The sequence below is a fragment of the Sporacetigenium sp. TC11 genome, assembly GCF_058146105.1.
The window spans coordinates 1-11,680 of record NZ_JBYVNY010000016.1 but is presented as its reverse complement, the minus strand read 5'-3'; the positions used below and the strand labels follow the sequence as shown (position 1 = coordinate 11,680).

Annotated in this window: 10 protein-coding genes and 2 other annotated features; of the genes, 9 read left to right on the top strand and 1 reads right to left on the bottom strand. The window is 32.1% G+C overall.

Annotation, left to right across the window (positions count from 1 at the left end; all coding sequences use genetic code 11):
* The first annotated feature begins 305 nt into the window (after window positions 1–305).
* Genes cooS through ACUSRV_RS16175 form a run of 5 tightly spaced genes read left to right on the top strand, consistent with a single transcriptional unit; the run spans window position 306 to window position 5,472 of the window.
* Window positions 306–2,315 (top strand): anaerobic carbon-monoxide dehydrogenase catalytic subunit, encoded by a 2,010-nt coding sequence (gene cooS / locus ACUSRV_RS16195; RefSeq protein WP_490143011.1) that lies wholly within the window; start codon window positions 306–308, stop codon window positions 2,313–2,315.
* A gap of 27 nt (window positions 2,316–2,342) precedes the next feature.
* Window positions 2,343–3,311, top strand: coding sequence for an ABC transporter substrate-binding protein (locus ACUSRV_RS16190; RefSeq protein ID WP_490143010.1), 969 nt, complete (start codon window positions 2,343–2,345; stop codon window positions 3,309–3,311).
* A gap of 4 nt (window positions 3,312–3,315) precedes the next feature.
* Window positions 3,316–4,104: an ABC transporter permease gene (locus ACUSRV_RS16185; protein WP_490143009.1), complete on the top strand. Its 789-nt coding sequence runs from the start codon at window positions 3,316–3,318 to the stop codon at window positions 4,102–4,104.
* Window positions 4,094–4,867, top strand: coding sequence for an ABC transporter ATP-binding protein (locus ACUSRV_RS16180; protein ID WP_490143008.1), 774 nt, complete (start codon window positions 4,094–4,096; stop codon window positions 4,865–4,867). The genes ACUSRV_RS16185 and ACUSRV_RS16180 overlap by 11 nt, the downstream gene beginning before the upstream one ends.
* Window positions 4,868–4,899: 32 nt before the next feature.
* Entirely contained in the window at window positions 4,900–5,472 is a 573-nt protein-coding gene (locus ACUSRV_RS16175; protein ID WP_490143007.1) for a class I SAM-dependent methyltransferase, read from the top strand.
* A 74-nt stretch (window positions 5,473–5,546) separates the two neighbouring features.
* Here the strand turns inward: ACUSRV_RS16175 and ACUSRV_RS16170 are convergent, their stop codons facing one another.
* Complete coding sequence (locus ACUSRV_RS16170; protein ID WP_490143006.1) at window positions 5,547–6,893, bottom strand: urease accessory protein UreH domain-containing protein; 1,347 nt, start codon at window positions 6,891–6,893, stop codon at window positions 5,547–5,549.
* A gap of 249 nt (window positions 6,894–7,142) precedes the next feature.
* Here ACUSRV_RS16170 and ACUSRV_RS16165 point away from each other — a divergent pair, with 249 nt between their 5' ends.
* From ACUSRV_RS16165 to ACUSRV_RS16150, 4 genes are all read left to right on the top strand, one after another.
* The gene (locus tag ACUSRV_RS16165; RefSeq protein WP_490143005.1) at window positions 7,143–8,039 is read left to right on the top strand and encodes a C40 family peptidase; all 897 of its coding nucleotides are present in this window, start codon (window positions 7,143–7,145) and stop codon (window positions 8,037–8,039) included.
* 299 nt (window positions 8,040–8,338) lie between these two features.
* Window positions 8,339–8,575: a binding site (T-box leader), on the top strand.
* Window positions 8,576–8,633: 58 nt separating this feature from the next.
* Window positions 8,634–9,842: a threonine synthase gene (locus ACUSRV_RS16160; RefSeq protein WP_490143004.1), complete on the top strand. Its 1,209-nt coding sequence runs from the start codon at window positions 8,634–8,636 to the stop codon at window positions 9,840–9,842.
* A 26-nt stretch (window positions 9,843–9,868) separates the two neighbouring features.
* The gene (locus tag ACUSRV_RS16155; RefSeq protein WP_490143003.1) at window positions 9,869–10,759 is read left to right on the top strand and encodes a 4Fe-4S binding protein; all 891 of its coding nucleotides are present in this window, start codon (window positions 9,869–9,871) and stop codon (window positions 10,757–10,759) included.
* A 193-nt stretch (window positions 10,760–10,952) separates the two neighbouring features.
* Window positions 10,953–11,187, top strand: a binding site (T-box leader).
* Window positions 11,188–11,340: 153 nt separating this feature from the next.
* Window positions 11,341–11,680 (top strand): transporter substrate-binding domain-containing protein (locus ACUSRV_RS16150; protein WP_490143002.1); only part of this gene is annotated, 340 nt, incomplete at its 3' end.

Here is an 11,680-nt window from a genome sequence, read left to right as displayed (position 1 = left end):
ATATTTGTTCTTCATAAAATTCACATAATTTCAGCTTATTATATATTTAACAAGTAATATACCTTATACGAGTATATGGTATATTACTTAGAGTATAGATGGAACACTGAACTGACAATAAAATATATTTTCTAGCAGGTAGAATATATATTGACAAAAATTTATCTGTACTGTAAATTTAATAGTAATTATTAATTCCTAGTAAACACATAGGGTAATAGGAATATTAATTTAGTAGAAAAAATATGGATTTTAATTAAACAAAGTTTAGAAATATGGACATCAAAATGGGGAGGTTTTAAACAATGAAATTTAAAGAAACTCACAGGTATCATCACACACATTCTCATGATGAACACGGTCATCACCATCATCACGGGTCACAAGTTAATGATTATTTGGAAGCGGTAGCTGAATATAGAAAGACTTTTGCATCAAAGCAAGATGTTCTTGATCAAACTCCAGATCCAGCAGTGAAAGAAATGATGTTACGTATGGAACAAATAGGATGTGATACTACTTTTGATAGATTTGATGCTCAAAAACCTCAATGTAGTTTTGGCCTTGCAGGTGTATGTTGTAGAAATTGCTGCATGGGACCTTGTAAAATTACTAAAAAAAGCCCAAGGGGAGTATGTGGAGCTGATGCAGATCTTATAGTTGCTAGAAACTTATTAAGAAGTATGGCAGCAGGGGTAGCAGCACATGGGGTTCATGCAAGAGAAGTACTTCTTGCCATGAAGTTTGCAGCAGAAGGCAAACTTGATTTACCTATTTTAGGAGAAGAAAAAGTAAAAAAAACAGCAGTTCAGTTTGGATTAGATACAGAAGGAAAGACAATTAATGAGCTTGCATTAGAGCTTGCAGATATTTTATTAGAAGATTTATCAAGAACTGTACCAGGAGAATTTAGAACAATTCAAGCAGCTGCAACTGAAGAAAGAAAGAAAGTTTGGGCTGATATGGATATTCTTCCTATAGGAGCATATCATGAAGTTTTTGAAGCACTTCATAGAACAGGTACGGGAACAGATGGAGACTGGGAAAATGTTATGAAACAATTTTTAAGATGTGGCCTTTCATTTGTGTTCTCAGGTGTTGTTGGTTCTGCTATTGGAACAGATAGCTTATTCGGTATAGGTGGCAGAATGACTTCAAAAGTGAATGTTGGGGCATTAAAGGAAGGATATGTTAATATTGCAGTTCACGGTCATTTACCTGTTCTTGTAAGCGAAATAGTAAAGCAAGGTCAGACTGAAGAATTTATTAACTTAGCTAAAAAACATGGAGCAAAAGGAATTAGATTCTATGGAATATGTTGTTCTGGTCTTGCAGCAATGTACAGATACAACGAGGTAATTCCATTATCAAATGCAATTGGTGCTGAACTTGTTGTTGGAACAGGAGCATTGGATCTTTGGGTTGCAGATGTTCAAGATGTATACCCATCAATTATGGATGTTGCAAGATGTCATAAGACAACAATGGTTACAACAAGCGATTCAGCAAGACTTCCAGGTGCAGAACACTATGCGTATAATCATGATCATTCTAATATAGGCGAAACCAAGACTATTGCTAGAAAGATAGTTACAAGAGCAATTGAAAGCTTTGCAGACAGAAGAGATATACCAGTATTTATTCCACCATATGAAGTAGAGGCTGAGGTTGGTTTTTCAGTTGAATATATACAAAGTAGATTTGGAGGAATGAAACCAATTTTAGAGGCATTAGAGAGTGGAAAAATCTTAGGTATCGCTAATCTTGTAGGATGTAATAATCCAAGAGTAATTTATGAGAAAGCAGTTGTAGATGTTGCAGAGACATTAATAAAAAATAATGTTCTTGTTTTAACTAACGGTTGTGCTTCATTCCCTTTATTAAAGCTAGGGTTATGTAATACAAAAGCATTAGAAAAAACAGGAGAAGGCTTAAAAGGTTTCTTACAACATGATCTTCCACCAGTTTGGCATATGGGAGAATGTATAGATAATGCTAGAGCTTCAGCAATGTTTGGAGGCATAGCAGGTGCAGCAGGAAAAGCAATTAAGGATATGCCTTTTGCATTTGCAAGTCCAGAGTGGTCAAATGAAAAAGGAATAGGAGCAGCACTAGGCTTTAGATTAAATGGTGTCAACTCATATCACTGTGTTCATGCACCAGTACAGGGATCAGATAATGTTATGAACTTCTTATATTATGGAACAAAGGAAACATTAGGTTCTACTATGAATGTAGAAGTTGATCCAATAAAACTAGCAAATAAAATAATAGAAGATTTAAAAGAAAAAAGAAAATCCCTTGGCTGGGAATAAAATTATAAAATTGGGGGTTGTTTTTAAATGAAAAAATTGAAAAAGGCTATAATAGGTTCACTTGCATTAATTTCAATATTAGGATTAACTGCATGTACTAGTACTAAAGCTACTGAAACAGAATCTGAAAAGAAAGTAGTTAAAATAGCTTATCTACCTATAACTCACTCAGTACCTTTATATGTAGAAGAGGAAATAATTAGCAAAGATTTACCTGAAAATGTTGATATAGAACTTGTAAAATATGGAACTTGGCCAGAATTAATGGATGCTCTAAACACTGGTAAGGTAGACGGTGCATCTGTATTAGTTCAACTTGCAATGAAAGCAAAGGAACAAGGAATTGATTTAAAGGCTGTTGCACTAGGGCATAGAGATGGAATTAATGTTACAGTTGCTAACGATATAAATAATGCAGCAGATTTAAAAGGAAAAACTGTTGCAATACCTCAAAGATTTTCAACAATGAATATATTATTATACCAAATGCTTGAAAACGAAGGTATGAAATATTCAGATGTAAATGTAGTTGAACTTCCACCAGCAGAAATGCCAGCTGCATTAGCAGAAGGGCGTATAGCAGGATATATAGTTGCTGAACCTTTTGGAGCTAAATCTGTAATAAATGGTAAGGGTAAGACACTAGTTCAATCAAATGAATTATGGGCAGATTCAGTATGTTGTGCGTTAGTATTAAGTAATGACTTTATAAAGAACAATAAGGATATAGCACAAGAAGTTGTAAATGGTTATGTTAAAGCAGGAGAAATAGCAGAAGCTAAAGATGCTAAAGTACAAGAAATTGCACTTAAGTATATGTCGGTAGATAAAAGTGTACTTGATTTATCTTTAGAATCTACAAGTTATACAGATTTAGAACTTAATGAAAAAGACTATGATAAACTAGCAAGCTACCTAAAAACTATGAAGTTATTAGAAAATCCTCCTAAGTATAGCGAATTTGTCGACAGCTCATTAATTGAAAAGGCAGAGTAATAACATGGGCAAATTTAAAAAGTTAATAAATGTGATTATAGGACTGGGGATTATTTTAATAGGATGGCAAGCTATAGTATTATCTGGAAGATACGAATCTTCTCTTTTACCATCTCCTTTAATGGTTATAAAGGCTATGGAGGAACTTCTTGTAAACGGAACGCTATTTACTCATATTAAGGTAAGTCTACTTAGGTTCTTTGTAGGATATTCTAGTGCTGTTATATTGGCAGTAATTCTAGGACTTATACTAGGGTGGTTTCAAAAAATTTGGGATATATTTGATCCTATAGTTCAAATACTAAGACCTATATCTCCAATTGCTTGGTTTCCATTTATAGTATTATGGCTTGGAATTGGTGATATTCCAGCAGTAGCAATAATATTTATAGCAGCATTTTTTCCAGTGTTACTTTCTACAGTATCAGCTGTAAAAAAGGTAGATAAAACATACTTAAAAGTTGCTAGAAATTTTGGAATTAAGCAGCCTTTTGTATTAACTAAAATTGTACTTCCAGCAGCATTTCCAAATATAGTTACTGGGCTTCATCTTGCTCTTGGGTCAGCTTGGGTATTCCTTGTTGCAGGAGAGATGATTGGAGTTCAATCAGGTCTTGGATATTTAATAATAGATGCTAGAAACTCAATGAGATCTGATATATTGCTTTCTGCAATGATATTTATAGGAGTTCTTGGGTTGCTATTAGATAAATTGATAACAGTTTTTGAAAAATGGGTAGGAAAAACATGGGGTATTGCTTCAGAACCTGGGAGGGAGCAAAATGTTTATTAAAATTAACGACGTATCAAAGATATATAAAAACAATAAAGGTGGAGAATTCAAGTCACTTGATAATGTAAATTTAACTATTGAAAAGGGAGAATTTATATGTCTTTTAGGCCCTAGTGGATGTGGAAAATCTACACTTTTAAATTTAATTGCTGGTTTTGATAAACCATCTACTGGAGAAATCTTTATTAATAACAATAAGGTTCAAGAACCTTCTTCAAATTATGTAACAATATTTCAAAACTATGGATTATTGCCATGGAGAAGTGTTAAGAAAAATGTGGAGCTTGGACTTGAAGCTAAAAAGATAAGTAAAGAAGAAAGAAGTAAAATTGCTGATGAATTTATTGAACTTGTAGGACTTTCTGAATTTAGCAAACATCATCCAAGTCAACTTTCTGGTGGTATGCAACAAAGGGTAGCTATTGCAAGGGCATTGGCAGTTGATCCAGAAATAATATTTATGGATGAACCTTTTGGAGCGCTAGATGCAATGACAAGGATGAACATGCAAGATGAAATATCTAGTATATGGGAGAAAAAGAAAAAAACAATAATATTTGTTACCCATGATATTGAGGAAGCAGTATTTCTTGCAGACAAAATTGTTATTATGACACCTGGTCCAGGAAAAATAAAAAATATAATAGATGTACCTATGAAAAGAAAAAGAGATAGAACTAGTGAGGAATTCTTAAAAATAAGAGATAAAGTATTTATAGAATTCAAAATGAAGAAAGAGTTTGATGTAGAATACTATGTTTAAAAATTAGTTAGTAAAATATTTTGGTTGTTAAAATGAAATATAGAGAATCAGGAATGCCATCGGAACAACTTTGGGATACATTCTTTAATCCTCTAGAAACACTAGAACAATTAGAAATAGATAATAATACTAGAAATTTAATTGATATAGGCTGTGGCTATGGAACGTTTTTACTACCTGCTGCCAATCTAATGAGTGGAACTGCCATTGGTATAGATATTGATGCTAATATGGTAGACATTTGCAATGAAAAGATTAAGCAAAGTAACATCTTAAATATGGATATTATTCAAGGTGATATTTCTACTGAAGCTACTGCAAAGGCTTTAGAAAAGTATAAAGAAGAAATTGATTATGTTACTTTATTTAATATTCTACACTGTGAAGAACCCGTTAAATTGCTTCATCATGTTTATGACACATTAAACTATAAAGGGAAAATAAGGGTAATACACTGGATACACGAAGAAACTCCAAGATGGCCATCTCTTGAAATTAGACCTAGACCTGAAATGATTATTGAATGGGCAGAGAAGGTAGGTTTTACTTTTAAAAAACAGGTTGAGCTTTTACCATATCATTTTGGATTAGTCTTTGAAAAATAAAAAACATAGTCAAAACCAAAAACAGCATCTTCATAAGATGCTGGTTTTTTATTTATATAATTAGTTTATATGAATTACTTTATGTTAGATATATCATCTACAACTTCAATACTACCGTTAATCATTCCCATCCAACAGCTATAATCTATACTGCCAGTATTTTCTGGAGTAAATTCTTCTATTACATTTTCACCTTTTTGCAACTCTTTTTCTACATTTAAAGCAGGTATAATTATAGTATTATTACATCCTGATATCTGCTTTCCATCTATAATAAGTTTGGTTGGTATCCCTTTTTGAATATACGCTAGGCTAGGAGTATATCCAGAATAATCAGCAGTAAGTCTAAGTGTTTGAACTCCATCTTCGATAGTGGCAACTGCATAGCCTTCATTAAGATCTTCTACAGAATTACCAGTTGATGATATATAGTTATTAAAGTTCTTCAGTGGATTTAAATCTATTCCAGTTAATGCAAGACCTCTATTTGCAGTAACTAAACCTAAAACTACTATTAAAGCACCACTAAACTTTATTAATTTTTTACTAGTATTTTTACTTAATGAATTTGCGATAGAACCAAATATTAACATTAAAGGAACTGTACCTACTGAAAATATAAACATACTTAAAGCCCCTTGAGTCATACTACCTGTACTTAAAGCAAATAACTGCATTGTTTGTAGTGGACCACATGGCATAAATCCATTTAATAAACCAACTACAAAAGGAGTGGATTTTGACGTATTTGGCGAACATTTAGAAAGAAAAGGCAATCTAAAATTAAGACCTCTAAAAACTGTGAACCCCATAGTATTTGCACCGTGAATTACCATAAATACCCCAGCAATTATGTAAATTATAATTGATGTGCTAGTATTTATTGAAAGAACAGATCCAAGTGCTCCTATTACCCCTCCAAGTATTGTATATGATACAACTCTACCTAGATTATATAATAAAGGTGCTTTTATACTATTTTGAGACAAACTTTGAGATAACATTATTCCTCCGCACATACCAACACAGTGAAGTGATGATAAAAGGCCAACTATGAAAAGAACAAGGTAAGTTACATTTGAATCTAATATTGATGATATATTAAAATAGTTAGATATTGATGTTAGTTTTGTCATAACAAAGAGTAATCCAACTATCAGTATAGCATTAACCATAAACTGTGAAGAATTATCCTTAGAATGAGAAGTAGCTGCCACAGTATATCCAGATTTTGTTATTGTTTTTTTTATATCTAAAGAAGAACACCAATCCGGGTCATAATCAATTGTAACTGTTGAAGTTTTAAAACTTGCTTTAACATCTTTAACCCCATTTAACTTTTTAAGATCTTTTTCAATTATTCTTTCGCATGAATTACATACCATATCTTTGACATGTAAAGTTTGATTTTTTATAGACATCTCTATTCTCCTTTCGTGCAATAAATATATTATAGATATAAATATAAACATAAATTGTGTGGAACTTATGAGATTTTCATAAATATATCAAAAATAATATTACAATATCTAACATCTTCTACACATTTTCCCCACAATTCTTCGTTATTATAAAAACATGAGAAATTACTAGGGGAAGTTTTCAGAAAATTGATGAAAAGTTTCTTCTTTGTAATAAGTAAGAAATTACCGTAACAAGGAGGATGTATAATGAACAAAGGTACTATAGTTGCAGCTATAAGTTTGTCTGCTTTAAGCTTAGGTGTAAGTGCAAGCGAATCTTATGCACAAGAAATAGGAACTATAACAGCAAGTGCATTAAATGTAAGAACTGGAGCGGGAACTAGTTATAGCAAAATAACAACGTTATATAAAGGTAATAAAGTGGAAATATTATCTTCAGCAAATGGGTGGTATAACATAAGACTAAGTGATGGGAAGACAGGATGGGCATCAGGGGACTACATAAGCAAAGGGGATTCTGCAAGCAGCACACAAGTTTCTCAAGGAAAAGCTAAAGTTACAGCATCATCATTGAATGTAAGAACCGGTCCATCAACTTCATATTCTAAAGTTGGATCATTAAGCAGTGGACAAATAGTAGATATATTAGAGAAAAGTGGAACTTGGACAAAGATAAAAACATCAGGTGGATTAGTAGGGTGGGTTTCAAATTCATATTTAACATCTAATATAAGTAATACAAATGAAAATACTCAAGCTCCATCAAGAGGGGAAGCAAGAGATGCTGTTGTAGAATTAGCTTACAAGCAACTTGGAAAGAAATACGTATGGGGGGCAGAAGGTCCTAATACTTTTGATTGTTCTGGACTTACTTGGTATGTATACAAAAATGCAATGGGTAAAACTATCCCAAGAACCTCAATATCTCAAAGTCAATATGGACAATATGTATCAAAGTCACAACTTCAGCCAGGGGACTTAATATTCTCAGATACAGATAATAATGGAAGTGTAAACCATGTTGGTATATACATAGGGAACGGAAAAATGATACATGCACCTAGAACTGGTGATGTGGTTAAAATATCTGATATAAATAGTACATATTATAAAAATGTATATGTAACATCTAGAAGACCTTAATAAAAAGTAGCTTGATAAGTTGATTATCAAGCTACTTTTTATTTATCAAGTCTATAATTTGGATTATAGATTTATTAGCATTTTCTCCTTTTGATAATATATATTGTCTAGATTCATTCTCTATCAAAACATTTGCAAGTAAAGTTAACGATATATTTATCGGTAGCTTTATATATCTTTTAAATTGTATATAAAATATAAAAAATATTATTGATTTTTGTTAATTATTTGATTATAATAAAATTCAAGAGGAACACCAAGTAAATCGGTATGGTTTTATTAGATTAAAATAAATATATAAAAACATTATGACCAGGAAGAGTAAGTTATATGAATCATAACAGAGAGGAACTTATTGGTGAGAGAGTTCTATGTAGAATTGTAGCCCAAGTGCCCCTGTGAGTGTTAGGCTGAAATTAGAAGTAGGCTGTTACGGGTTCTCCCGTTATAGAGAGTAGACATTAATGTGTCTAAATTAAGATGAGCAGTAATGCTTAATCAGAGTGGAACCGCGGAATTAACCTTCTGCCTCTGGATTTTTCTAGAGGTAGAAGGTTTTTTTATATAAAAAATTAAAATAAAGGGGGAATTACAATGAAATTTAGCTACATAACAAATCTTTATTGTCCAAAATGTAACAAAGAATATAATAAGGAAAATAAGAACCAACTATGTGAATGCGGGTCTCCACTACTTGTAAATTACGATTTAGATGCAATTAAAGAAAACTTAAAGCGTAGTGATTTAGTTTCAAGAAGAAACGATTTATGGAGATATCATGAATTACTTCCTGTTGAAAGTGAGGAAAACGTTGTTTCGTTAGGTGAAGGAATGACTCCACTTGTTAGTTTTAACAATCTTGGAAAAGATATGGATATTAATAACCTTTTTATAAAAGATGAAGGAATTATTCCTACAGGAAGCTTTAAGGCAAGAGGAGCTGCTGTTGGAATTTCTAAGGCAAAAGAGTTAGGAGTAGAAGAACTAGGAATGCCAACCAATGGAAATGCAGGTGCTGCATGGTCACTATATTCTGCTAGAGCAGGTATTAAACCTACTATAATTATGCCAATTGATGCTCCAAAGATTACAAGAAATGAATGTGCAGTATCAGGTGCTAACTTGTACTTAGTAGATGGATTAATAAGTGATGCTGGAAAAATAATAGCTGAATTAGTTAAAAATGAAGGAATATACGATGCTTCAACTCTAAAAGAACCTTATAGAATTGAAGGAAAGAAAACAATGGGCTTAGAAATAGCGGAACAAATGAATTGGAAAATGCCAGATGTTATATTATATCCAACTGGTGGAGGCGTAGGCCTTATTGGAATTTACAAAGCCTTAAAAGAATTAAAAGCAATGGGATGGGTTGAAGGAAAACTTCCTAGACTAGTAGCAGTTCAAGCAGAAGGTTGTGCACCTATTGTAAAAGCATGGGAAGAGAAAAAATCTCATTCAGAGTTTTGGGAAAACTCTACAACAGTAGCATTTGGAATTAATGTACCTAAGGCTCTTGGAGACTTCTTAGTTTTAGAAGCTTTATATGAAACTGAAGGATGTGCAATATCAGTAGATGATGAATCTTTACTTAAGGAGCAAGAAAAAATAGCAAGTTTAGAAGGTTCATTTATATGTCCAGAAGGTGCATCTTGCTTTTTAGCAGCACGTAGATTGAGAGAAAGTGGCTGGATAAAAGAAGGTGAAACAGTAGTTGTTTTAAATACAGGTGCAGGAGTCAAATACCCTAACACTGTTCAAATAAATCCACCAGTATTACAACCAGGGGAAAGTTTAGCTTAATATAATTTGAGGAAAGAAGGGGAACTATGAATAGCGTAATCAGTATGGAAGAAAAAGCTTCATTAAAAGGAATGGGTTTTATACCACAAAGGCAAGAAGGGTATTTTGCATGTAGAATTGTAACTAAAGATGGTACAACAAATACTAATCAAACTAAAAAAATAGCAGAAATAGCAGAGAGATATGGTAGAGGATATATAAGTTATACAACAAGACTTTCAATAGAAATACCTTGGATAGAATATGAAAGTATAGAAAATGTAGTAGAAGAACTTAAAGAAATAGGGTTATTTAACGGAGGTACAGGTGCAAAAGTTAGACCTATAGTGCCGTGTAAGGGAACTGTATGTAAATTTGGATTAAGTGATACTCAAGAGTTAGCTAGAGAAATGCACGATAAGTATTATGAAGGCTTAAGAGATGTAACACTTCCTCATAAGTTTAAAATTGGGATAGGAGGATGTCCTAATAACTGTATAAAGCCTGCTCTTAATGATATAGGTATAATGGGTCAAACAAAACCTTTGTTTGATAATGATTTATGTCGTGGATGCAAAAAATGTTCTGTTGAAATGTCGTGTAGAGTAAATGCAGCAAAATTAGAAAATAAAACACTATATATAGATACCGATAAATGTATAAATTGTGGTCAGTGTATAAGTTATTGTAATTTCAATGCAATTAAGCCAAATGAAGAAGGATTTAAAATATTTTTAGGTGGGAAATGGGGTAAAAGTTCAAAACTAGGTGAACCATTAGAAGGTATATTTTCTAAGGATGACATGATGTCTATAGTAGAAAAATCTATATTTTACTATAAAGAAAATGGAAATAAAAAAGAAAGATTTGGGGATATGATAGATAGAATAGGGTTTGAAGAAGTTCAAAAGACTTTATTAGAAATCGAAACAGTATAAATAAAGCTGACAATGTTTTAGTATGGTTAAAGCTTTGTTTTTACTGAATTACAGTGACATAATTTATTTTTAATTTTTAAGTATAAAAATTTTAAAAAATGTTATTGATTTTTGTTAACGATTTAATTATAATAAGATTTAGGAAGAATACCGAGTAAATTGATATGAATTGAATATATTTAATTAAATATACACAAACACTGTGACCAGGAAAAGTAAGCTATATGAATCATAACAGAGAGGAACTCATAGGTGAGAGAGTTTTATGTAAGATTATAGCCCAAGTGCCCCTGTGAGTGTTAGGCTGAAATTTAGTAGGCGGTTACGGGTTCTCCCGTTATAGAGAGTAGACAATAATGTGTCTAAATTGAGATAAGCACTAATGCTTAATCAGAGTGGAACAGCGGAATTAAACTTCTGCCTCTGTATTTTTTCGAGGCAGAAGTTTTTTTATACGAAAAATTAAGATAAAAGGAGCATTATAAGGGCACAATAAAGAAAATAAATAATGCATAAGAAGATAATTACTCTAAAAGCAATAAAATTTTAAATATATTAATTATAAAAAAGGAGGCAATAAAATGAAAATGAAAAAGATATTTATGAGCAGTATATTAGCTTTAACTTTAGCGATAGGTATTACAGGATGCTCACCAAAAACTGAAGATGCTGGTACAGATGCATCTAAAAATTCACTAGAAACAATAAAGAGCGAGGGCAAAATACGCATTGGTACTGAAGGAACTTATGCTCCTTTCACATTCCATGATGAAAAGGGTAATTTAACAGGTTTCGACGTAGAAATAGCTAATGAAGTAGCAAAGCGTCTTGGTGTAAAAGCAGAATATGTTGAAACTAAATGGGATGGTATGTTTGCTGGATTAGATGCAAAAAGATTTGATATGGTAGCAAATCAGGTTT